The sequence below is a fragment of the uncultured Virgibacillus sp. genome (assembly GCF_947495635.1).
Lineage (GTDB): Bacteria > Bacillota > Bacilli > Bacillales > Amphibacillaceae > Virgibacillus > Virgibacillus salarius.
In genome coordinates, this window is sequence record NZ_CANMAB010000003.1 from 12248 (window position 1) to 36593 (window position 24346).

Annotated in this window: 22 protein-coding genes and 1 riboswitch; of the genes, 15 read left to right on the forward strand and 7 right to left on the reverse strand. The window is 37.4% G+C overall.

Annotated features, from left to right (window positions below):
• Window positions 1–12: 12 nt before the first annotated feature.
• The 3 genes from Q1A47_RS01280 to Q1A47_RS01290 are packed head-to-tail and all read left to right on the forward strand — an operon-like array spanning window position 13 to window position 2226.
• Window positions 13–1143 (forward strand): MBL fold metallo-hydrolase, encoded by a 1131-nt coding sequence (locus Q1A47_RS01280; protein ID WP_166529944.1) that lies wholly within the window; start codon window positions 13–15, stop codon window positions 1141–1143.
• Window positions 1144–1163: 20 nt separating this feature from the next.
• On the forward strand, window positions 1164–1391 hold the full coding sequence (locus Q1A47_RS01285) for a sulfurtransferase TusA family protein (RefSeq protein ID WP_026682216.1): 228 nt from the start codon (window positions 1164–1166) through the stop codon (window positions 1389–1391).
• A gap of 46 nt (window positions 1392–1437) precedes the next feature.
• Window positions 1438–2226 carry a sulfite exporter TauE/SafE family protein gene (locus Q1A47_RS01290; protein WP_026682215.1) on the forward strand — a complete coding sequence of 263 codons (789 nt, stop codon included), beginning with the start codon at window positions 1438–1440 and terminating at the stop codon, window positions 2224–2226.
• Between the two features lie 150 nt (window positions 2227–2376).
• Here the strand turns inward: Q1A47_RS01290 and Q1A47_RS01295 are convergent, their stop codons facing one another.
• On the reverse strand, window positions 2377–3840 hold the full coding sequence (locus Q1A47_RS01295) for a catalase (protein WP_051388385.1): 1464 nt from the start codon (window positions 3838–3840) through the stop codon (window positions 2377–2379).
• Between the two features lie 273 nt (window positions 3841–4113).
• Between Q1A47_RS01295 and Q1A47_RS01300 the strand changes: the two genes are divergently transcribed.
• A complete protein-coding gene (locus Q1A47_RS01300) occupies window positions 4114–4929 on the forward strand; it encodes a ZIP family metal transporter (protein ID WP_026682214.1) in 816 nt (271 codons plus the stop codon).
• Window positions 4930–5084: 155 nt separating this feature from the next.
• On the opposite strand, the gene pabB is transcribed toward Q1A47_RS01300, so the two are convergent.
• From pabB to Q1A47_RS01315, 3 genes are read right to left on the reverse strand one after another with little or no spacing between them, the layout of a single operon-like run.
• Window positions 5085–6836 carry an aminodeoxychorismate synthase component I gene (gene pabB, locus Q1A47_RS01305; protein WP_026682213.1) on the reverse strand — a complete coding sequence of 584 codons (1752 nt, stop codon included), beginning with the start codon at window positions 6834–6836 and terminating at the stop codon, window positions 5085–5087.
• The gene (locus Q1A47_RS01310; RefSeq protein WP_026682212.1) at window positions 6802–7413 is read right to left on the reverse strand and encodes an aminodeoxychorismate/anthranilate synthase component II; all 612 of its coding nucleotides are present in this window, start codon (window positions 7411–7413) and stop codon (window positions 6802–6804) included. Before Q1A47_RS01310 ends, pabB begins: the two co-directional genes overlap by 35 nt.
• Window positions 7414–7466: 53 nt before the next feature.
• Complete coding sequence (locus Q1A47_RS01315; protein WP_026682211.1) at window positions 7467–8582, reverse strand: methionine biosynthesis PLP-dependent protein; 1116 nt, start codon at window positions 8580–8582, stop codon at window positions 7467–7469.
• A 75-nt stretch (window positions 8583–8657) separates the two neighbouring features.
• Window positions 8658–8761, reverse strand: a riboswitch (SAM riboswitch).
• 341 nt (window positions 8762–9102) lie between these two features.
• On the opposite strand from Q1A47_RS01315, the gene Q1A47_RS01320 reads away from it, so the two are divergent.
• The 10 genes from Q1A47_RS01320 to Q1A47_RS01365 are packed head-to-tail and all read left to right on the forward strand — an operon-like array spanning window position 9103 to window position 20149.
• Window positions 9103–10272, forward strand: coding sequence for an ROK family transcriptional regulator (locus Q1A47_RS01320; protein ID WP_026682210.1), 1170 nt, complete (start codon window positions 9103–9105; stop codon window positions 10270–10272).
• Window positions 10273–10275: 3 nt separating this feature from the next.
• Window positions 10276–11271: an asparaginase gene (locus tag Q1A47_RS01325; RefSeq protein WP_166529945.1), complete on the forward strand. Its 996-nt coding sequence runs from the start codon at window positions 10276–10278 to the stop codon at window positions 11269–11271.
• Between the two features lie 15 nt (window positions 11272–11286).
• Window positions 11287–12852 carry a glutathione ABC transporter substrate-binding protein gene (locus Q1A47_RS01330; protein ID WP_166529946.1) on the forward strand — a complete coding sequence of 522 codons (1566 nt, stop codon included), beginning with the start codon at window positions 11287–11289 and terminating at the stop codon, window positions 12850–12852.
• A 55-nt stretch (window positions 12853–12907) separates the two neighbouring features.
• The gene (locus tag Q1A47_RS01335; RefSeq protein WP_166529947.1) at window positions 12908–13828 is read left to right on the forward strand and encodes an ABC transporter permease subunit; all 921 of its coding nucleotides are present in this window, start codon (window positions 12908–12910) and stop codon (window positions 13826–13828) included.
• Window positions 13829–13851: 23 nt separating this feature from the next.
• Window positions 13852–14739 carry an ABC transporter permease gene (locus Q1A47_RS01340; RefSeq protein WP_034679379.1) on the forward strand — a complete coding sequence of 296 codons (888 nt, stop codon included), beginning with the start codon at window positions 13852–13854 and terminating at the stop codon, window positions 14737–14739.
• 16 nt (window positions 14740–14755) lie between these two features.
• Entirely contained in the window at window positions 14756–15742 is a 987-nt protein-coding gene (locus Q1A47_RS01345) for an ABC transporter ATP-binding protein (protein ID WP_200862567.1), read from the forward strand.
• Window positions 15742–16713 (forward strand): ABC transporter ATP-binding protein, encoded by a 972-nt coding sequence (locus Q1A47_RS01350; protein WP_026682204.1) that lies wholly within the window; start codon window positions 15742–15744, stop codon window positions 16711–16713. The genes Q1A47_RS01345 and Q1A47_RS01350 overlap by 1 nt, the downstream gene beginning before the upstream one ends.
• A 59-nt stretch (window positions 16714–16772) precedes the next feature.
• Window positions 16773–18158, forward strand: a complete 1386-nt coding sequence (locus tag Q1A47_RS01355) for a M17 family metallopeptidase (RefSeq protein ID WP_166529948.1) — start codon at window positions 16773–16775, stop codon at window positions 18156–18158.
• Window positions 18155–18844 carry a copper homeostasis protein CutC gene (locus Q1A47_RS01360; RefSeq protein WP_026682203.1) on the forward strand — a complete coding sequence of 230 codons (690 nt, stop codon included), beginning with the start codon at window positions 18155–18157 and terminating at the stop codon, window positions 18842–18844. The genes Q1A47_RS01355 and Q1A47_RS01360 overlap by 4 nt, the downstream gene beginning before the upstream one ends.
• A 12-nt stretch (window positions 18845–18856) precedes the next feature.
• Window positions 18857–20149 (forward strand): alpha-L-fucosidase, encoded by a 1293-nt coding sequence (locus tag Q1A47_RS01365; RefSeq protein WP_121604981.1) that lies wholly within the window; start codon window positions 18857–18859, stop codon window positions 20147–20149.
• 105 nt (window positions 20150–20254) lie between these two features.
• On the opposite strand, the gene Q1A47_RS01370 is transcribed toward Q1A47_RS01365, so the two are convergent.
• The 3 genes from Q1A47_RS01370 to Q1A47_RS01380 all read right to left on the reverse strand — a co-directional run bounded on the left by Q1A47_RS01370 (window position 20255) and on the right by Q1A47_RS01380 (window position 22559).
• Window positions 20255–20773 carry a spore coat protein gene (locus Q1A47_RS01370; RefSeq protein WP_026682201.1) on the reverse strand — a complete coding sequence of 173 codons (519 nt, stop codon included), beginning with the start codon at window positions 20771–20773 and terminating at the stop codon, window positions 20255–20257.
• 80 nt (window positions 20774–20853) lie between these two features.
• Complete coding sequence (locus Q1A47_RS01375) at window positions 20854–21903, reverse strand: C45 family peptidase (protein ID WP_166529949.1); 1050 nt, start codon at window positions 21901–21903, stop codon at window positions 20854–20856.
• Window positions 21904–22421: 518 nt separating this feature from the next.
• A complete protein-coding gene (locus Q1A47_RS01380; RefSeq protein ID WP_162986396.1) occupies window positions 22422–22559 on the reverse strand; it encodes a hypothetical protein in 138 nt (45 codons plus the stop codon).
• A gap of 369 nt (window positions 22560–22928) precedes the next feature.
• On the opposite strand from Q1A47_RS01380, the gene Q1A47_RS01385 reads away from it, so the two are divergent.
• Window positions 22929–24182 carry a YeeE/YedE family protein gene (locus Q1A47_RS01385; RefSeq protein ID WP_166529950.1) on the forward strand — a complete coding sequence of 418 codons (1254 nt, stop codon included), beginning with the start codon at window positions 22929–22931 and terminating at the stop codon, window positions 24180–24182.
• Window positions 24183–24346: the final 164 nt, after the last annotated feature.

Consider the following 24346-nt stretch of genomic DNA (forward strand, 5'->3'; position numbering starts at 1 on the left):
GGAGGAAGAGTAATGGCAAAAACAATTTCAACTAAAGAAATAGCTCAGAAAATTATTAATCATACGAAAATTATTATTTTAGATGTGCGAAATACAGATGAATTTGATAATTGGAAAATAGAAGGGGGACAAGTTGAAGTTATTAATGAACCATACTTCAACTTATTAGATAGTGTTGATCCTGTGGCTAATAAGCTATCAAAAGACCAAGAAATAATTGTTGTTTGTGCTAAAGGTGGTTCATCTGAGATGGTAGCCGATCTCCTAGAGGAAGAAGGATATATTACTGTGTATAGCTTAGAAGGAGGTATGAAGGCCTGGAGCGAGCACTTAGAGCCTATTAAAATCGGTGATCTAAAAGAGGGTGGGTCATTATACCAATTCGTACGTTTAGGAAAAGGCTGTCTTTCTTACTTTGTCCAATCAAATGGAGAAGCCGCAATTATCGATACTGCACGTATGACAGATGTTTATGAGGAGTTTGCAAACGAAAAGGAAGTACGAATAAAACACTTACTTGATACTCACCTTCATGCAGATCATATTTCTGGTGGTCGAAAACTCGCTGAAAAAGTTGGAGGTACGTATTACCTTCCTCCAAAGGATGCAGAAGAGGTAACATTTGATTTTACACCTTTACAAGAAGGTAACGATATCATCGTTGGGAATACGGAGGTAAAGGTACAGCCTATCTATTCACCTGGCCATACCATTGGAAGTACGTCATTCATTATTGACGATACCTATCTATTAACTGGTGATATTCTATTTGTTCGATCAATTGGTCGTCCAGATTTAGCGGGTTTAGCGGAAGATTGGGTAGGTGATCTACGTGAAACACTTTATTCTCGCTATAAAGAGCTTTCTAATAATTTAATTGTTCTTCCAGCTCACTACTCTTTTGCTGAGGAATTAGGAGAAGGTGGAGAAGTATCAGCACGATTAGGTGATCTTTATGCAAGAAATGAAGGATTACAGGTAGAGGGTGAACAAGAGTTCCGTAAAATGGTGACGGAAAATTTACCACCACAACCAAATGATTATCAGGATATTCGGAGAACCAACATGGGTAAAATTGACCCAGATCAAGAGAAACAAAAAGAAATGGAAACTGGCCCTAACCGTTGTGCGGTTGAAGGTTAATTTTAAAGGAGGAAGTTATGATGAAATCAACAAAAGTATTAGATGCAAAAGGGTTGGCTTGTCCAATGCCAATTGTACGTACAAAGAAAGCAATGGAAGAATTGAATTCTGGAGATATACTGGAGGTTCATACAACTGATCAGGGCTCAAAGAGTGATCTTACGGCATGGGCTAAGGCAGGGGGACATGAATTGCTGAAGGATACAGAAGAGGATAATATATTAAAATTTTGGGTTAAAAAAGGATAAAGGAGGCTCACTTAGGTGAGCCCTCTCTATTTAGGGGGATTTAGATATGGAATATAGTCTATTGTTTATCGTTACCATTTTCTTAATTGGATTTATTGGGTCATTTATTTCTGGTATGGTTGGTATTGGTGGATCTATTATAAAGTATCCAATGCTTTTATATATACCATCATTGGTCGGATTAACGGCGTTTACTGCCCACGAAGTATCAGGAATAAGTGCGGTACAAGTATTATTTGCCACTATAGGTGGTGTTTGGGCCTATCGTAAAGGTGGGTATTTAAATGTAATCTTAATCATCTATATGGGTATTAGCATCTTACTTGGTAGTTTTATTGGTGGCTATGGATCGCAATTTATGAGTAATGGCGGAGTAAACCTTGTTTACGGTATTCTTGCTACCATAGCAGCTGTCATGATGTTCGTACCTAAAAAGGGAATTGATGATATTCCGATGGATCAAGTGAAATTTAATAAATGGCTTGCAGCATTTCTCGCCTTTTTAGTAGGTATCGGTGCTGGTATCGTTGGTGCTGCTGGAGCATTTATCTTGGTCCCGATTATGCTACTTGTATTAAAGATACCGACAAGAATGACAATTGCTACTTCCTTAGCTATCACCTTCATTTCTTCTATTGGTGCAACGACAGGAAAGTTGTTGACAGGACAAGTTTTATTCATTCCAGCAATTCTTATGATTGTGGCAAGCTTGATTGCTTCACCATTGGGAGCTAATTTTGGGAAAAAGGTAAATACAAAGCTTTTACAGTGGATATTAGCAATTCTTATCTTAGGAACAGCCATTAAAATTTGGTTGGATATTCTCGGATCATAAATTAGTTTACGCGATACGTTATTGAATCGATATAATTACTGATTTATCCCACATATAATTGGCAGTATAGACCCATTTCCAGCAAAAAAGTGAAACCAATATGGATAAGTGGGAGATAAACAAAATCTCCCAACTGATTGAAGTCTCACTTTATTTGGTTAGTCTTTCAATTTGATGAGAAGTCTGCTCTCCTAATTCCGATGCAGCATTATATAAATATTTTAAAACAATGCTACGTATTTCAGGAGAAATTCCAGTGAGATCCCTAGCGAGATTAGTTACTAAATGTTTTTGTTGTTGCACTGGGAGAGAGTTATAATACGCTCCAGCCTGTGCAAAGTCATCTTGCTTGGGGGTTCCCGACCTGGCAAGCCTACCTTCCACATACCTGTCACTGCCACTCGTAACAAGGTCGCCTGGCCACCAATTTTCTTGATGGTTGATCGGAATTTTACGGAAATCGGGTCCGATTCGTCTGCGCTGTGAATCCCAGTAAATATTGGCTCGACCCTGTAGCATTTTATCGTCCGATAACTCCGCACCTTCTAAAAGGTTAGAAGGTGAAAAAGCGATCTTTTCCACTTGCTCCATATAGTTATCAGGATTTCGATTTAATACCATTTTTCCAACAGGCAACATTGGATATTGCTGCTCATCCCAGACCTTTGTATCATCTAACGGATCGAAGGGAAGCTTATCTGTATCAGCAGGGTCCATTAGCTGCACGTATAGACCATATTCTACAGTCTTTCCAGCAGCGATTGTATCATATAAATCTTGACCAGCGATATCCGGGTTTTCACCCGCAAGCTTTGTTGCTTCACAGCTATCTATATATTCTACTCCCTCAAAAGGAATCCAATGGTATTTTATGTAATGTCTTACTCCTTTAGCGTTTTTCCACACATAAGTGTTCACACTATGTCCCGGTAGATGGCGAAGACTTTTTACCGTTCCTGCGTCAGAATAAATTCTAACAACAAAATGGGTGGACTCAGGTGCTCGAGCTACAAAGCTCCAGAATCTTTCAGGATCAAGTAGATTATTTTTGGGCGATGGCAAAAAAGCTTTGATGGATTCTGGAAAACGAATCGCATCCCGGACAGAGAAGACCGGAATATGATTACAAATTAAATCAAAAATGCCGTTCGTTGTATAGAATTTCGTAGAAAATCCGCGAACGTTTCGGGATGTATCTGGTGTGCCTTTTGTGCTTACAGCAAGCGAAAACCTTACTGCAACGGGAACTTTATGACCAGGGGATTGTAAAAAGGAGAGTTTTGTATACTCAGACATTGCATTTATTGTCTCAAAATAGCCAAATGCTCCGAAGCCTTTTACATGTACTGGTCGCTCTATCATTTTTTCATGTACAAATGATTCAAGGGTTTCATGAACAATATTATCTTGTTCTAGAACAGGACCTCTTTTACCAACAGTCTGTGAGTGTAGCTTTGCAGGTAAATCCTCTGCCCACTTTTGAGCTTTGTGAGATGTTTTAGAATGTTTATCCTGCTGATTCGATTTCTGTTTATGGACAGGTGATTGATTCGAATTAGACTTATTTAGAGAATTATTATGTTCTTGATTAAACCAACCATTATTACGATCCATTGTCGTACCTCCCGTGTTTGCATGTTCATTCTCGATGTTACATTATTATGTATGTAGATTTTTAGATAATTATGATTTCATTCCCTAGGAATAAAAAAATCTCGGACAACATAAATCCATAAGCTTAAAACAGCTTACTTGAATAACCAGAATGAAAAGGAGTAAGCTATTCACGTAGTAATTTTAAAAATATATGTTGTTAATTAAACGTATGCTATAAGAGGAATTGTAATAATATTTGTTTATGTTGCTGTTGAGAAAGGGGAGTTGAATGTGATGGATTACTTTTTATCGTTACATCCAGTAGTACAAGCTACAATTGCGACATTATTTACTTGGGGAATGACAGCACTTGGTGCGGCGCTAGTCTTCACTACAAAGAACTTTAATCAACGACTGATGGATGCTATGCTCGGATTTGCAGGAGGAGTAATGATAGCGGCTAGTTTTTGGTCCCTTCTTTCGCCTGCATTGGATATGGCAGAAGCTAGCGGAACAATTGCATGGATTCCAGCAGCTGTTGGATTTATGCTAGGAGGGCTATTTCTTTGGAGCATTGATAAAGTACTGCCACATTTACATCCAACCTCTCCAATGAAGGATGCGGAAGGCATACATCCCACTAGAAAAAAGCGAAGTACGCTTTTAGTTTTGGCAATTACGTTGCATAATATTCCAGAAGGCTTAGCAGTAGGGGTTGCATTTGGGGCAATTGCAGCAGATTTATCAACATCGACTATCACAGGTGCAATTGCTCTAGCAATAGGTATTGGTATTCAAAACTTCCCGGAAGGTTTAGCTGTTTCTATGCCACTTCGCAGAGAAGGTATGTCAAGAAGGAAGAGCTTTATGTACGGGCAATTTTCAGGTATGGTGGAACCGATTGCAGGAATAATTGGTGCAGTTGCTGTTACCTTTATTCAACCATTGTTACCATATGCTCTGAGCTTTGCAGCCGGGGCAATGATATTTGTGGTAGCAGAAGAAGTAATTCCTGGTTCGCAGGAGGAAGGGAACAAAGACCTTGCTTCCATGAGTTTAATGATTGGTTTTACTATAATGATGATTTTAGATGTGGCCCTTGGTTAATTCCAAATCAAAACCACCAGAGTAGTTAGAACTGGTGGTTTGCTCTGTGGCTGAAAGCCTCTATTATCGGCGCCTCAGCCTTAACTAAATGGCTAGCAGGTTCTTTTTTTTAGCCATACTATATCTACCATATTTGCCTTGTTTGTGCATGTCCACTAATCCTTTATGTGAACCACAACTGGTACCCATTTACGTATACTATTAATCAACCATATATTTGCGCAATTTTTAATTTCTTCTATTCTAATTTTTCGTTCTGAAATAATGTTATCATCTAAAAGTTTTTGACGAAATGTCCCCGGTAATAAGCCACATTCAAGGGGGGGTGTATAAAGACCACCATTTATTTCAACAACTAAATTTCCGATTGTAAATTCAGTTAACTCGCGCTGTTCATTCCACAAAAGCACATCAAAAGCTTCAGGGAATTCATTAAGGAAAACCTGATATATGGATCGATGGGTTGTCTTATGATAATAAAAGACATCCTTCTTGTTAATTGGGTATTTCGCAAGCTCCACCTTAGCAGGAGAAGCAGGCAACGTCGTTACATCCTTCTCAGCAGATATGGTTATATCTCCTAGGTTAGAAATAACCAATCGTACTCTAAAGGAACCGATACTATGTTGATTGGCGGTTTCTACCAGTAGTTTATAAAGCTTGTCCCGATGAAGTGGTATTGAAAAGTATGCTGCAGATTTTTCTAATCTGTTCATATGGTAATCGATTAGATAATATTCACTATCTATAAGGGAAATAGTTTCTAAAAGTTCCACTGATGATTGAGCCTTACTAAGAAATAATGCTTTCGTTAAAATCTCGGTATATTCTTCATCATCAGTCGAATCCCAAGTAATACCACCGCCTACCCCGTATAGTGCATTACCGGTTGTATTATTTACTAGGACAGTACGTATCGGTACATTAAAAATTGCCTCTTTTTCCGGGGTAATATAACCTACTGTTCCACAGTATACCTCTCTTGCCGAATCTTCTAGCTGATTAATTATTTTCATCGTGTTAATCTTAGGTGCTCCAGTAATCGAGCCGCAAGGGAATAATGCTCTAAAAATGGTAGTAATATCACTATCAACTTCAGCTTCTACAGTAGATGTCATCTGAAAAACGGTTGGATAACGTTCAATTGCAAAAAGCTTCGGAACCTTAACAGTACCAGGTTTTGCAATTAACCCTAAATCATTTCGTAATAAATCTACGATCATTACATTCTCTGCTCTGTTTTTATCAGAATGGTAAAGCCAATCTGCAAGTTGCTTATCCTCCTGCTGTGAATTGCCTCGTTTAACGGTACCTTTCATTGGTTTTGTCGTTATCTTGCCATCCCTTAAATGGAAAAATAATTCAGGGGATGCAGACAGAATTGAATGGTCTCCAATGTCCAGATAGGCTGCATAATTAGCTGATTGCGCTTGTGCCAATTGTTGAAAATAACTTCGAGTATCACCGTTAAATTGGCTCTGTAGCCGGACTGTGTAATTAACCTGATAGGTGTCTCCGTTCTCGATATGTTGCTTTATCATTTTCAAATTTTGTTGATAATCTTCAAGGGAAGTTGTAGGTTTCCACTCTGTTAAATGAAAGGCTTTAGTATCAGCCATTATTTCATCTGATGGCTGAGCGAAAATACCGAACCACAATAGTGGCAAGGTACTACAGTTGTTTACTTGCTGAGCCGGATCAAAGGCAGGCGCTGCTTCATATGCAAGGTATCCAGCTGCATAGTAACCAGCTTCGATATACTGTTGAATAGATTGCATACAAGGTATTACTTCTTCTAACTTTGTAGTGGTTATAATAGTAATGGGATCTTTAAAGGTCATGGGCTGTTTATTACCTAAATGATTGGCAAAGTCAAAGAATAGGAGTGGTTTTTTTGGCGAATGCATCTATTTGTCCAACCTTTCGTGTGAAAAAGTTCTCTAATAACTGTAGCCCTTGTTCGGATAGTATTGCTTCAGGATGAGCTTGAATTCCTTCTATTGGATAAGTTTTATGGCGAATTGCCATAATCTCACCTGTAACTGATTTTGCGCTTATTTCAAAGCAAGAAGGTAGGGTAGCCTCCTGAACAATAAGTGAATGATACCTTGTGACAGCTAACGGATTTTTAAGCTTTTTGAATATACCTTTATGATCATGGGTAATCATTGAAACCTTACCATGCATTGGTTGTTTGGCTTTTACAATACTAGCACCAAAGGCTTGAGCAATCGTTTGATGCCCTAAACAAATTCCAATTATTGGATATAGCGTATACAGTTTTCTTACAATCTCTAGACATATACCTGCAGAAGCCGGGTTTCCAGGTCCAGGAGAGAGCAATATGCTAGATGGGTTTAATCGTTTAATGTCTGCTATTGAGATTTCATCATTGCGAGCGACATATACTTGCTGGTTTAGCTGCTTCATATATTGTACAAGATTAAATGTGAATGAATCATAATTATCGATGACTAATATCATGTAGTTACCTACTCTCTTATAAACACTTCATGCGTTATTATAGCAAATGTAGGTTAATAAGCATATGTATCCACTTCAATTAATGCTTGTTTTAAATCCTCTATTAATTCATTTGGTTGTTCAATTCCAACTGAAAACCGTAGCAGTTGGTCGTCAACACCACGCTTTATTCTTTCATCTCTAGGTATGTCAGCGTGAGTTTGTGTTGCTGGATAAGTAATAAAACTTTCCACCCCTCCTAAACTTTCAGCAAAAATGATAAGCTTCAAACTTTGAAGGAAAGGATCTATCCATTTACTTTTTCGTAAGCGAAAAGATAACATACCACCTCTTCCTGGATATAGAACATTATCAACCATTGGATGCTCTTGCAAAAAGGATACGATAAGCTTTGCATTGGCTTCATGTTTTTCCACCCGAAGCGCAAGTGTTTTTAATCCTCGAATTAATAGCCAAGAGTCAAAAGGTGATAGCACAGCACCTGAAGCATTGTGGTAATTGGCTAATTTTTCAGACAAGGATTTACCTTTTGCCACTACTAATCCAGCGAGTACATCGTTATGACCACCAATGTATTTCGTGCCACTATGAATGACGATATCAGCCCCTGACTCAATTGGCCGTTGAAGTAGCGGGGTCAGAAAAGTATTGTCAACAATTAATAGTACATTATATTGGTGCGCTAATTCCGCAACTTTTACAATATCTATCTCTTGCATTAGGGGATTTGTAGGTGTTTCAATAAAGATTGCTCTTGTTTTCGAGGATATCAGTCGCCGCGTTTCTCCGTCATTCTTGAAATCTGTATATGTTGTCTGAATTTGATATGCAGCGGCGTAATGCTCTAATAATCGGTACGTTCCTCCGTATACATCACTCGTTACAATGAGTTCATCCCCAGCATTAAAAAGAGAGAATACTAATTGAATGGCTGCCATTCCAGAACTGCAAGCATACCCACTGTCAGCGGATTCCAATTTAGCGATTCCTTCCTCTAGTAAGGTTCTTGTAGGATTTTTCGTTCTTGAGTAATCATAGCCTGATGATTGTCCCAGTCCGTGGTGCTGGTAGGCAGTTGACAAATAAATAGGTGCGCTAACTGCTCCAGTAGCTTTATCACTCTTATTTCCTAATTGTACTAATTCTGTTTCAATGCTTCTTCGTGACATAATATCCATCCCTTCATTCGATGAAAAAAGCCTCTTCTAATTAAATAAGAAGAGGCTTACATCATTCGGTTACTCTTCCTATCTGCATGCTTTCGAGCATCTGGAATTGGCACAGTTCTCTTTATAAGTCTGTTGCCGAGGCTTCAAAGGGCCAGTCCCTCCACCTCTCTGGATAAGAAAATAGTTTATGTAATTTTTAAAATAGATTACAGTTGTTTTTGCTATTTGTCAAGGGAAACTTAGGGATTTACTCCAATGTACAGTTTACAGCATTTAGATAACATGGTTTCATCTGAAGATAAGTGGAAAATAAAAGCAGATACGAATATCGCAAGAAATAAATTAGTTAAAACATTCTAAAAATTAGTTGACTAATTTTTCTCGCTAATCTATACTATTAATAACTTCACAGGAGAAACTATTTGGTTAAATACTGGAAAAATATAATAAATAGTAAAAAATCAATGGAAAAAGCCATTTAATTCTGGTTATTAATTACATGATGTTAATAGGTGATCAAATGAAAATTAAGAATCAAGATTTTTTAAAAAAAGAAAATAGAAGTTTAGTCTTAGAAATAATTCTTAATCAAGGTCCGATCTCACGTGCCGAAATTGCCAAACAAACGTCGATGAGTCCTACTTCTGCTTCTCGAATTGTTGCATCATTACAAGAAAATAAGCTAATAAGAGAGATGAATATGTCTAGCGAAGGAATTGGCAGGAAGGCCACTTATTTTATTCCAAATGAACATTCTGTATTCTCAATTGGTGTTGAAATTGACCAGAAAGTTATTCGGATCGGTTTAATGAATTTTATAGGAAAGTTAACCATTCTGAAGTACTTTGACTATCAATCAATAGATCCAGTGGCAACAGTTCAATTTATAGCAGACCATATATTACAAATGATTGACGACGAAAATCTTACATCGGATCAAATTGCTGGAGTTTGTATTGGCTTACCAGGACTTATTGAGAATGACAAAGGTGAGGTGAAATTATCTGCGCAATTTGATTGGAAAAATATCCCTTTACAAGAGATGGTTGAAGAGAAAGTAGGCTTTACCGTATTCGTGGACAATGAATTAAAATTGAAAGCGCTTGCTGAGTATATTAGTGATCCTGAACCAAAAAAAGCGTATATGGCAATGATTGGTTTTGGTAGTGGGGTAGGTTCTGCGTTAATAAAGAAAGGAGAAATCTATCGAGGTGAAGGAAACTTCTCAGGAGAAATCGGACATACTATCGTTGATCCTTATGGAATTTATTGTCCATGTGGGAATTTTGGCTGTCTCCAAACGTATATTGCTGAAAAGTTTTTGTTAGATGAAGCATCTAAAACAAAAGAGATTGAAAATATTCAGGCCTTAATCATTGAATATGAAAATGGAGAAAAGTGGGCAAGAAATATAGTTGATAAAGCAATTACCTATGCAGCAATTACGATTAATAATGTTGTTTGCGTATACAATCCAGATTCCGTCGTTCTTGCTGGTAGTTTAATTGAAAGGTTTCCGCAAATTAAAGATCAAATTATTGAAAAGTGTGAGAATCAGATGTGGGCACCTGTCATGAAGACATTTCAATTACGCACTACAAAAACGGGAGAAGATGGCGTTGTGATAGGAGCTGCCATGATTGTACTACAGCATTTTATAAAAAATATTCATGAAAAGAGTGGGGTTTAACCTATGATATCAACACCTATTATTGCTGAAGAATATAGAGGAGGAACATTAGAAAATGTTTATCAGGGATTGATTTGTGTTTTAAATGAAAAGAAGGAAATACTTTATGAATACGGTGATGTAAAGCAGTCCGTTTTTTATCGGTCAGCGATGAAACCATTACAAGCAATTCCCTTATTCACCACAGATATTATGGAAAAGTATGATTTAACAACAGAAGAAGCAGCTTTATTTACGGCATCTCAAAGAGGTGAATCCTATCATCAAGAGGCTTTAGAACGTTTAATGAATAAACTGCAATTGTCAGAAGACATGCTGGTCTGCCAACAGAGCTATCCCTTAAATGAACAACCAAAGATTTCCTATATCCGGGAACATTTACCTAAACGTAAACTTTTGCATAATTGTTCTGGTAAGCATTTGGGGTTTCTTGCTTATTCCAGAGAGAAAAACTATGATCTATCAAACTATGAATGGTTGGGTCATCCGCTTCAACAAGAAGTTTTAAACTATGTAGCAGATTTGTCGGAAACCCCGAAGAAAGAAATAAAAACCGCAATTGATGGTTGTGGAGTTCCTGTTCATAGCGTTCCGCTAAAAAACATGGCTATTTCATTCTTAAAGTTCATTCAGCCTTCGATGATACATGATAGTCGGGTTGCAACGGCTGTAAAAAGAATAGGAGAAGTTATGAACAAACACCCTAGAATTGTCGCTTCACATAACTTTATTTGTACAGCTCTGCTTGAGGATGAAAATATTATTGCAAAAGGAGGAGCTCAAGGAGTCTATTGCTTGGCGTTAAAGAGAGAAAAAATAAGCATTTCCTTAAAGGTGTTAACTGGTTCTGAATTAATTTGGCCACTATTAGTAGCTAAGCTACTACAAAAGTTAAATTATCATAATAAAGAAACGATTGATCGTTTGCTTAATATTCGATCAAACGAAATCTTCAATGATAATGGGAAAGTGGTTGGAGAAACAAAAATTCGATTATAAGAGGGGGAGCAATCAATGACAAATAAATGGATACGTCTAATGATATTACTAGGAATAATAGTAGTTGTATCAGCGTGTTCTTCAGATGCAAATAGTGATAATGATCAAGGAAATAAAGGTGAAGGCGATAAGGAATTAACCATTGCAATTGATCAAAATTTTGTTACATTGGATCCGCAAAATGCTGGAGATACCGTTTCAATTTTTGGTACAAGAGCAATGTATGAAGGGCTAGTAGGTTTTAATGAACATATGGAGATTGAACCTGTTCTAGCTGAAGATTATCAAGTGAGTGATGATGCTTTAACCTATACATTTCAGTTAAGAAAAGACGTGACATTTCATGATGGAGAACCTTTTAATGCTGACGCAGTAAAAGCTAATTATGAGCGTATTATAGATGAGGATAATGATTTACGTGCTAAAAGAAACCTTCAGTATGTGGAAAAACTTGAAGTTATAAATGAGTATGAAGTTGCGTTTATATTAAATCAACCATTCAGTGCCATGTTAAATAAATTTGCAATGGTGCCCTTTATAAGTCCAAAAGCACTTGAGGATGATGAAAAAGACATCGCGTTACATCCTGTTGGAACAGGGCCCTTTAAATTTGTTGAATGGAATCAAGGAGACTCACTTGTTTTAGAAAAATATAATGATTATTGGAATGCTGCCAATTCCGATGCAGAGAAGGTTACATTTAAGCCGGTCCCGGAAAACGGCTCTAGAGCTGCTATGTTAAAAACAGGAGAGGCGGATTTTGTTTATCCTGTTCCTCAACAAGATATAAAAGAATTAGAATCGAATAGCGATGTTGTGATTGAAAAAACACCATCTACAATAGCCAGATACGTTTCTATTAATACATTTAAGGAACCATTTAATAATGAAAAAGTGCGAAAAGCAATGAATTATGCAGTGAATAAGGATGCATATATAAAAGTAGTAAAGAATGGGTATGGCAATATATTAGACTCAACCATGTCAACGGAAACACAATACTATACAAAGCAAGAACCATATGAATTCAATTTAGAAAAAGCGAAGGACTTATTGACTGAAGCAGGCTATGAGAATGGGTTTGAGGCAGAGATCTGGGGGAATACAAGCTCAGAAACACTTCAAGGCATGGAATTTATTAAACAACAGCTGGCCGAGATTGGCATTGATGTAACGATTAAGTCAATGGAAGAGGGGACGCTATCTGATGAAATATACACGCCAGAAACACCAAAGGATGCAAAGGTACAAATGTGGTATGTAAGCTGGTCTCCTTCATCTGGAGATGCTGATGGAGCAACTCGCTCGTTGTTTAGTAGTGAATACTTCCCACCAAATGGCGCAAATACAGCATATTACAACAACAGCGATGTAAATACATGGATTCATGCAGCAAATGAAACTTCCAATATTGATGAACAGGAGGAAATTTATGCCAATATTCAAAGTACTGTTTATCGTGAAGCACCTTGGATCTTTTTAGCAACAGATACGATTCTATCAGGTCACCGTATAAACCTTGAAGGTGTTTATGTTTTACCTGACGGTTCTGTGAGCATTAAAAACGCGCAATTCAAATAAATAGGCTGCGGGAGCTGGTTGTTATCAGCTCCCTTTATTGGAGGTGTTAAAGCATATGTGGCAATACATAATTAAACGAGTGCTTGGACTAATACCACTTGTCCTTGTCGTCTCATTTGTTATCTTTATGTTTATTCATTTAATACCTGGTGATCCAGCTCGATTAATTGCTGGTAAAGAAGCAACATATGAAGAGGTACAGCAGATTCGTGAAAGTTTGGGCTTAGAAAAACCTCTATTCGTTCAATATTTTGATTATCTTAAAAGTCTTTTATCTGGTGATTTAGGTTATTCAATCCAGTCTGGTGCTCCTGTCAGTGAATTAATAGGAGAAAGAATTATGCCTACGCTTGGTTTGACCTTTCTGAGTATTGGATGGGCACTTGTCGTCGGAATTTTATTAGGGATTATTTCTGCTGTTTTTCGAAATAAGTGGCCGGATTATTTAGGGATGCTTACAGCAGTATCTGGTATTTCCCTTCCTAACTTTTGGGTGGGGCTAGTTCTTATTCAACTATTCTCTGTACAATTGGGGCTGCTTCCGACAGGGGGGGCTGATGGCTGGCAAAGTTATCTCATGCCATCGTTTGCGTTAGGTGCAGGAATTATGGCTATGATTGCTAGATTTACGCGGTCTTCATTGGTAAATACCTTGAAACAAGATTATATCCGAACAGGTAGAGCAAAAGGGCTAGGCGGTAATGCAATTATATTTGGGCATGCGTTAAAAAATTCTCTGATTCCTGTGGTAACAATTGCTGGTCTACAGTTTGGATTTTTATTAGGCGGTTCAGTAGTAGTAGAAACCGTTTTTAGTTTTCCTGGACTAGGTCGACTACTAATCGATTCCATCCAAATACGAGATTACCCAGTAGTACAAGCGGAAATTTTACTTTTTTCCTTACAGTTTATTTTGGTGAATCTGCTTGTTGATATCATTTATAGCTTTTTGAATCCGAAAATTCGATATGAGTAAGTGATTGGAGGGATATGGTACGTATGATACAAACAGAAGCTATAACACAGGAACAGTTAGATAAGCAAAGGCAAGGACGTCTATACAGCTTTTGGAAAGAATTTCGTAAAAAGAAGCCAGCGCTGTTTTCCCTATTTTTTATTGGATTTTTAGTTATTGTTATGATAATTGGTCCCTATGTTGTCCCCTATGATCCTGCTGCTCCAGATTATAATAAATTACTAGAATCACCATCATTACAGCATCTATTTGGAACGGATGCATTTGGGAGAGATATCTTAAGCAGACTTGCGGTAGGAGCAAGAATTTCGTTAACAGTAAGTATTTCTGCAGTTTTATTAGGAGCCATAGTAGGGACAGTGCTTGGCTTAATAAGTGGTTATTTTGGTAAATGGATGGATCGTTTAATTATGCGAATATGTGATGTATTATTTGCTTTTCCAGATCTGATTTTGGCAATTGGGATTGTAGCCATTTTAGGACCAGGTTTAAAAAATGTTGTTATAGCCGTGTCCTTTTTTAGTATCCCATCGTTTGCTCGAATCGTAAGAAGTGCAACGTTGGAGTCGAAGGAAATGCTGTTTGTAGAAGCTACAAGATCTATTGGAGCCAGCAATCGCCGTATTATATGGAAGCATATTTTTCCGGAAACTATTCCAACAATTATTGTTTATTTCACGATGAAGGTAGGTACCGCTATTCTAGCAGCAGCTAGCTTAAGTTTTCTAGGACTGGGTGCAGAGCCATCATCACCTGATTGGGGTGCAATGCTGAGTAAATCTCGAGATTATATTGATTCAGCATTTCATTTAGTCTTCTTTCCTGGGTTGATTATTTTTCTTACCGTACTTGCATTCAACGTATTGGGTGACGGACTTCGTGATGTATTGGATCCAAAGACAAAGGATTAATGAAAGGAGGGGTATAATGGAACGCCTACTTCAAGTGAATAATTTACAAACAGCTTTTCAAAATGAAGGCAGGCTGCAAACTGTTGTTCATGGAATTAGTTTTCATGTGAATAAAGGTGAAATAGTTGGAATAGTGGGAGAATCAGGGTGCGGAAAGAGCGTTACATCCTTATCCATTATGCGACTATTACATGATACGCCAGGTGAAATAATTAACGGAGAAATTATATATAAAGGGGAAAATTTGACGCAATTGCCGGAAAAGCAAATGAAAAAGTATCGTGGAAAGGAGTTATCCATGATTTTTCAGGAACCGATGACTTCGTTAAATCCGGTATTGAAAATTGGTAAACAATTAAGAGAATCTATTCAATTACATCTAAAGCTATCAAAGCAACAAGCACATGAACATGCAATAAATATATTAAAATCTGTCGGCATACCGCGTGCAAGTGACCTGATGACTGAGTATCCGCATCAATTGTCTGGAGGCATGAGGCAGCGCGTGATGATTGCGATGGCCATCTCATGTGAACCGTCCTTACTGATAGCAGATGAACCAACAACGGCATTAGACGTAACCATTCAGGCTCAAATATTGAATCTAATGAAAGATATTCAGCAAAAAAGCGATATGGGGATACTAATGATTACACATGATTTGGGGGTTGTCGCGGAAGTATGTGATCGAGTGATTGTCATGTATGCTGGAAGAGTTGTAGAGGATTCGACAGTTGAGGCGTTATTTGCTAGCCCCAAGCATCCTTATACAAAGGGATTAATCGACTCTGTTCCTAAAATTGGCAGTGGAAATCAACGCTTGTATTCTATTCCAGGTACGGTACCTAATCCAAAAAATATGCCAATAGGCTGCAAATTTGCTGCAAGGTGTAATGATGTTATGGACATTTGTACAAGGGAGGAACCAAATTTATTAGAGGAAAAAGGACATTCTTGTCGATGCTGGCTCTATCATGACCAGCAGAAAGAGGTGAACATATAATGAATAACGAGATTTTATTAAATGTAAAGCATGTTAAGAAATACTTTCCTCTTTCTAAGAAATGGTTTGTTGAAAAAAAGTATGTCAAGGCAGTAGATGATGTATCGTTTTTTATTAAAAAGGGGGAAACATTTGGGTTGGTAGGTGAATCTGGTTGTGGTAAATCTACGACTGGCCGACTTATTAATGGATTGATAAAAGCTGATACCGGAGAAATAAATTTTCAGGGAACGAACGTAGCAAATATATCGGAAAAATTATGGAAGCGATATCGAAAACCGATGCAAATGGTCTTTCAGGATCCGTACGCTTCCCTTAGTCCAAGAATGAAGGTTAAAGATATATTAATGGAACCTTTAACGATTCATTATCCAAAAATGTCAAAGCAAGAAAAAGAAATACTAGTAAAAGATTTACTTGAAAAGTGTGGAATTAGTGAATTTCATTTGTCAAAATATCCACATGAATTCAGTGGCGGGCAACGTCAAAGAATAGGCATAGCTCGTTCTCTCATTCTGAAACCAGAGCTAATTATTGCGGATGAGCCTGTGTCAGCACTAGATGTCTCCATTCAATCGCAAATTCTTAATCTGATGAAAGATCTACAGGAGGAGTTTGGGCTTACGTATTTATTTATCTCACACGATTTAGGTGTTGTAGAGCATATCAGCGATCGAGTTGGTGTTATGTATTTAGGAAGCTTAGTAGAGATTGCCACGAAGAAGCAAATATTTGCAGACCCCAAGCATCCCTATACCCAAGCATTATTGTCATCCATACCAAAGCCAGATCCAAAAGAAAAAAGGGAACCTATCATGTTGGAGGGAGAAATTCCAAGCGCCTCCAATCCTCCAGTAGGCTGCAAATTTCATACAAGATGTCCGTTGGCGATGGATATTTGTAAACAAAAAGTGCCTGAATTAAAACAAATTGAACAAGAGCAGCAAGTTGCTTGTCATCTATTTGATTAAACGGAATGGAGCAGGAAAATGGAAGGTAAATTTATTGTGGAGTAAAAGGAGTTTTTGTGTTGAATATAAATGTTGTTATGATCGAAAATCTGGATGAAAAAGCCCCATTCATTATTCAAAAACAAATGATTTTTTATGGACGAACGCATTTAATTCAAGTGAATAATACGTTTTATTTAACTGTAGGTATGAATAAGACGGAGAAAACTATGGAAGACATCCGTTTTTTAGGGGGAGAAACTAGAAAGGCAATTGACACCTATGATATTACAAGTGTATCCATAAACTTTGATAGGCTGTTTAAGCATTATACCTCATATTCGAATAAAGACATTGTCGTCTCATTTATGGAGGGGTGGTATTTAGCTGGGTATTCGTTCCTCACCTATCAAATGCGTGAACCAGAGCACGAAGTCTCTCTGCAACTGGGAACACAAGCTTACGAGTATTACGCTGAAGTTGCAAGAGTACGTGCCAATGCCGTCTGTATTGCTAGAGATTTATGTAATGAACCTGCGAATAAATTAACCCCAAATACATATGTTAAGAAAATTAGATCGATCTTTCATGATTCACCCGTCCATGTGGAAATATTAGAATCAGAAGAGGATTTATTAAAGCATGGATTAGAGGCAACTGCAATAGTAGGTAAAGGAAGTTCTCGTTCGCCGAAGTTTGCTGTTCTCACTTTAAAGAATAGTAACGTATCACATATAGGGTTAGTTGGAAAGGGAGTTACTTTTGATTCTGGGGGAACAAATAGTAAGATTGCAAGTGATATTGGGGAAATGAAAATGGATATGGGGGGGGCAGCTGCTGTCATTGGAGCAATGAAACTATTAGCTGATATGGAGAGCCCTGTTCATGTAACTGCTGCAGTACCGATCGTGGAAAATGTTTGTGGTAAAGATGCTTTTTTACCTTCTGATGTGATAAAGTACAGAAATGGGCTTACTGTTGAAGTAGGAAATACAGATGCAGAAGGAAGACTAATAGTAGCAGATGGAATCTTATATGTTCAAGACTTAGGTGCAGATACAATCATTGATATTGCTACACTTACTGGTACCATCGGCCAAGCGCTTGGGCTAAAGGTAGCAGGTATATTTAGTAATCGAGAAAATGAGCTTTGGAAGTATAAAGAATTAGGTGACAAAACTGGTGATCACGTGTGGCCAATGCCGGTTATTAATGATTATCAGTATTATTTACAAAGCAATACTGCTGATTTTTCGAATATGAGCACTTCGAAATTCGGCGGTGCGATTACTGCAGCGTTGTACCTGAACAACTTTATTCAAGAGGAGAAAAAATGGATTCATATAGATATGGCAAATACAGTTAGACCATGGAGAGAAATAGGTTATTATGTTTCTGGAGCATCTGGCTTTGGCGTACGCCTGTTAACAGAATTAATTCTAGAAGAGGTTGGTAATAAGACATGAAACTTGAAGTAATAGTAAATAACGGTATAGAAGCAATCCAAGCAGAAGCATTAGGTGCTGATCGATTAGAGTTAGTATCAGCTATAAATGAAGGAGGACTGACTCCCAGCTACGGTACGATCAAACAGGTGTTAAACAGTGTATCCATCCCTGTCCAAGTAATGATACGTCCGCATAGCTATCATTTTTGTTATTCAAACAATGATATGGAAATAATTTGTGCTGATATTGAACAATTACTGGATTTAGGAGGAAATAGAATAGTGTTCGGTGCGTTAACGGAAGATAACAAAGTGGATACGACTATACTTGAGAAAGTAATTACCATTGATTCTAGTTTGGATATTACATTTCATAGAGCCTTTGATGAAACAGCTTCGTTAACCGATGCATACCGCACGCTGAACAATTATAAGAATGTGAAAAGGGTATTAACGTCAGGTGGAGCAGCTAATTGCGATAACGGTAAAGAAATGCTAAAAAAATTGGTTGAAATGGAAGCAGATTTGAATGGACCAAAAATTATGCCTGGTTCAGGTTTAACGCCATATAATATCAAAGAGATACATGATGCCGTACAGGCTGATAATTATCATTTTGGTAAAGCTGTAAGAATAGACAATGATTTTAAGTATGGATTTGATAAAGCAAGTATGGAGCAAATAAAACAAATAGTAAAAGGGTAGGGAGGAAAATGAATGACATCTACGTTGGATTGGCCAGACAGATACGGGGATCCATCATGGTTTCTTCAGGATCGTTTTGGTATGTTTATACATTGGGGATTATATGCACTAAAAGCAAAAGACGAATGGGTAATGACACAAGATAAAATAGCAAAAAAAGAATATGAAAAGCTTGCAAATCAATTTAATCCAGATTTAGCGGATCCATATGAGTGGGTTGCTCAGGCAAAACAAAGTGGGATGAAGTACATTGTATTAACAACGAAGCATCACGATGGCTTTTGTTTATGGGATAGCGCGTATACAGATTATAAAATTACGAATACAGCCTATGGGAAAGATATCGTAGCTGAATTTGTAGCGGCATGTCGTAACGAAAATATAAAAATTGGTTTTTATCATTCACTTATTGATTGGCATCATGAACATTATACAATTGATGGACTACATCCACAACGTGATGATGAGGCTGAGCGATCGAGAGAAAGAGATATGGTTGTATATCAAACGTATTTATATAATCAAATAGAAGAGCTTGTTACTAAGTATGGTAGAATTGATTATTTTTGGTTTGATTTTTCCTACGATGATCGAGATTGGGGTTGGTCAAAGGGCAAAGGACCAGCTGATTGGCAAGCTGAAAAATTGGAGAATATGATTCTTAACTATCAGCCTCATATTCTATTTAATAATCGATTAGGGCTAGATCGAGGAGTGTATACACCAGAGCAATATCAACCAACAGAACCATTATATACAGATAATGGGAAGAAACGTATTTGGGAAGCATGTCAAACGTTAAATGGCACCTGGTGTTACAATCCAACTAATTTACATTATAAATCCGCAGAAATGCTCATAAAGCTTTTGATCGATACCGTCTCGAAGGATGGTAATTTACTGTTAAATTTTGGACCTACAGCAAGGGGGAATTTTGACTCAGCCTCCACGGATATTTTGAATGCGTTGCAAACATGGATGAATGATCATCACGATGCTATTTATGGTACAGGTGCAAGCTATATGGAATGTCCGCAGGATTGTAGACTTACTCAAAAGGGGAATCGTTTGTTTATTCATATATTCTCGTGGCCGTTTCGTACGATTCATCTGAAAAATTTAGGCAATGTGAAATATGCTAGATTTCTTCATGATCATAGTGAGGTACCTGTAGTAGTTTATCAAGATTCGAACATATTCCATCATGATATGCCTGTAGTTGCTAAAAACGAGACAGTGTTGGAGTTACCTGTTATAAAACCTAAAGTAACTGTACCGGTAATCGAGGTTTGTCTAGGTGAATAGGAGAATTCGCTCTTTCTATATAAAAACCTGTTGCTTTTTGCAAACAGGTTTTTATTTTGTGAATTATTTTTTCAATAATTAAAATTTTGTTCTCGCAATCTTTCGTTACCTATTAAAAAGTTGTTGGAAATGATAATATGTGTTTAATTGTTCCTCACTGGTGGTGTAGGGAACAAATGTCCACCCCATATTCTTTAAAAAATCTTCATAGTTTTCTTGTATTTTTAACTGTTGTAAAGCCATTTCTACATGAATATCTCTTACATGTTGGTCTTGCATCATCAGAGCAGATATAAAATTATCATTTGCCATACTTTTTGCTGAAGTATGGGCTTCAGTGGCAATCCATTTATCATTTTTAGTGGCTGTACTATGTTTTACATTTTGATCAGAATGGGTATTATCCATTGATGGTAATTTAACTGGCTGCTGGTGATAAGGATTTATTAATGCAAGCATTACTAAAACATGAGCATACATCACATTTGATTGTAGCTTAAGAATATTTTTTAACTGGCTACTATTAGCGATGGCAAAGTACATGTTTAATTTACAAAGTTCCCCTTCGTGTGCAGCTAAATGTTCAGACATTAATCCAAGATCAATAGCTGGTAAACGTTCCATTGCATACCTCCATCCATATCGTCTTTATGCTATACCATATGATAGGGAACGAGATTATGTACAATGTCCCATTTTCATAGCTATAGATATTCCATATTTACAAAGGGATCTTTGGCATCGAGTTCTCCTTTAATTCGCTTTGCGTTTAGGTCTTTTCCATACAGCCATTTTTGAAAATCTATAATAAGCGGTTTTCTGTCTCCGCCAAGCGCAAACCATGCTTTTAAATCATTAGAAAAATAAGCAGCGGTATGTAATGTTCCTGCCCATGCTCCATATTTCTTAGAAAACACGCCTTTATCAGTATCATTTAACATTCGAAAGGCATGATAAGGATCAACAGCATGCTGCTGCTGTGAATAGATTGCTTCATAACGTTGATATGAGTCATCCATTCGATAACGGTTCTCTTCTACTAAGTGCTCAAAGTGGTTTGTACAAATATTGGATTGTCGTATTGCGACTGCTCGCGGAGATGCTTCAACAATGCTGGACTTCCCGAGCCCATCCATTAAAACATAACTAAAGGAGTGGCGGTGCGGTATTTCTTTTAGTAATGTTATTGCCTCTTCCAGATTAGCGCAGCTTTCTAACACAATTCTGCCAATCATATTACAAAGAAAACCATCTGCAGATTTTTTTCGATTAATGAAATTATAACCCATAGCAAGACCTTTCTCATTAATTCCATCTGTGCGCCCAGTAATTTGCATAGTTGGTCCTATGGTAGCGTAGCCATTATCATTTGGCTGATACATAACATAACGCCCCTCATAAGTAGAAGGGTCATTATCATAGTTGCGAATCATATAATGTGATCCTGTGAAAATAGAACAGCCACTTCTAATAAATTCCAAATAGTAGCCACCAAAATCTTGGACGGCTTCCTTGATCGTCAGTTGTAACGCATCGGCTAAACCTTGTAGCTCATCCCATATTCTAGGTGCAAAATAAAGGAGCATTTCTTTCACTGTATCAAGTTGAATAATGAAATGGCGTCGCTTCTGTGATTCCCACTGTTTTTTTCGATTAACTAAAATAGGTGTTTGTTTAAGAATTTCACCTTGATAATACCCGAAGTCATAATGGCTACCGCGGTATTCTACAACGTCACTAAAGACGGTCTTCATTTTCGTATCTCCTTTACTGGATAAATAGCGCATTAATCATGCATGTTGAGTGTACTTTATATCTTATAAAATAGATATAAATATGCACCGTATTTAAACTGGAGATGGACAAAAGGATATGCTGTAATTTCAGCCTAAAATATTCATTTCGTAAGTAAATTAGTTCTATTGACGTATTACAGGATGATACAAACAGAAGTAGGCTGGGACGAAACTAAAATAGCTAAACCAAAAGCCGAACGATAAAAAATGTTCATACGATGCGCAGTCAAAATACGTAGACTCCTTGAAAAAGAAGAGCGCTTTTCTGCCTGCGATGTATCGCTTCTGAAGGCTTCCTTATCTTACGGCAAAAGTACGACTGAAGATCCTACAGGAAAGCGAAGCATTTTGACTAAGCGATGAATAAACTACCGAGATCCAAAACAAAAACCCAACCTTATCTAAAATATTCAGATGAAGTTTGGGTTATTCATCGCTTATTCTTGCGTCACAGCCACAGATAGCGATTTTTCTATTTACTTTCGTTTTTTCTGTTCAATTGTATTAAATTCATTCTCGCTTGCAAATTCTACGTGATCCTGTTGTTTATTATGTTTGTTTCTGTTATTTTGCTTATTCTTATCTTTATTGCGATTTTTGTTTTCCTCAGACATGTAAAAACCTCCTTATTCGTTTAGATAGTTTAGCGATGCCCAAAGCATAAAAAATTATGTATCACTATACGAAATAACGATAACGATAACGTAATAACGCTTTATTATACTATGTTGAATTAATTTTTAAGCTTTTTCCTCTAGTCAAAGCTAGTGAATCTCTTCGTGTGATATAAACGTTTTGCCATTTGAGAAGCTGTTACTACATGGAGGTTCATTATTTCGATCGTACCAATAAATAGGTCTATTATCCAGATCTTCTCCGTTAAATTCGGACCAATATGCATAGCGAATTATTGACAGTAATCTGCATAGCAGTTATCATAATGAAATAAATCTGACTAATTTCATCAGAAAAGGGTGTTTTGGATGTCGACAAAGATTCAACCAATCAGAGAAGTAAAAGATCCAATTCCTAAAAATACAACGAAGTTAAATAAACCACAAATTTCTTTAATTATTGGGGGGATACTGGTAGGAGCGATTCTGCTAATCTACTTATTCGCTAAGCAACCTATTACTCAGCCGTTACTGTTAATAATCGGGCTATTGCTTGGTTATACGTTATTCCATGCGCGTTTTGGCTTTACTTCCGCTTTTAGAAGATTTATGTCAGTAGGTAATGGGCAAGCACTACGTTCACATATGCTCATGCTAGCAATTGCAGTGACATTATTTGCACCTATTTTAGCGTTTGGTCATTCCTTCTTTGGTGGAGAAGTCGCTGGCTACGTATCACCAGTAGGTATAAGTCTATTAGTAGGCGCCTTCATGTTTGGAATAGGGATGCAACTTGGTGGTGGTTGTGCTTCAGGAACATTATATGCTGTTGGTGGGGGACGATCCGTCATGTTTGTAACCTTACTTTTCTTTATTATCGGTTCCACCATTGGAGCGAAGCATCTCCTGTTTTGGACAGAAGAATTACCAGCTTTTGAACCTATTTCATTAGCAACCTCAACAGGACTTGGGTATGGTGGTGCTTGGATTGTATCCATTGCATTATTTGGATTAATCGCTTGGATTACGTTTAAAGTGGAAAGAAAAAGAAAAGCACCTAAGATGGCACCTGTTCCTTCAACAAACGGTTGGAAACGTATCTTACGAGGTTCTTGGCCATTATTTGTAGCAGCTAGCATATTAGCTATATTAAATGCTCTTACACTACTTACGCGTGGAGCTCCATGGGGAATTACATCAGCATTTGCGCTATGGGGTTCTAAGGTAGCACAATTCTTTGGTGTCGACGTTGCTAGTTGGGGCTATTGGCAGGGAGCAAATGCTCAGGTACTAAAATCGTCTATATTCACAGACTCTACCACTGTACTAAATTTAGGTGTTATTCTTGGTGCGTTTCTTGCCTCAGCAGCTGGTGGGTTATTTAAATTTACAAAATTAAACTTCAAAAACGTAGTAGCTTCTATGCTTGGAGGGCTATTAATGGGCTATGGAGCTCGCCTTGCATTTGGCTGTAATATTGGCGCTTATTTTGGAGGGATAGCTTCTTTTAGCCTACACGGTTATGTCTGGGGGATCTTAGCATTAGCTGGTACATTTTTAGCCCTATACCTTCGACCATTATTTGGATTATCAGTCCCAAAATCAAAGGATTCCTTTTGCTAAATGAATGGTGTAAAAGTTAAAAACTGTCGCTTGATAGGATATCACTACAAGCGGCAGTTTGTTGTTTTCTGAAGAGAACTTAGAAGAAAACTTAAAGTGATGTGGCTTTTTGACCAGGAATTTTTTCCCTTTTATTTTTACTCTATTCTTATATACTCTTAACC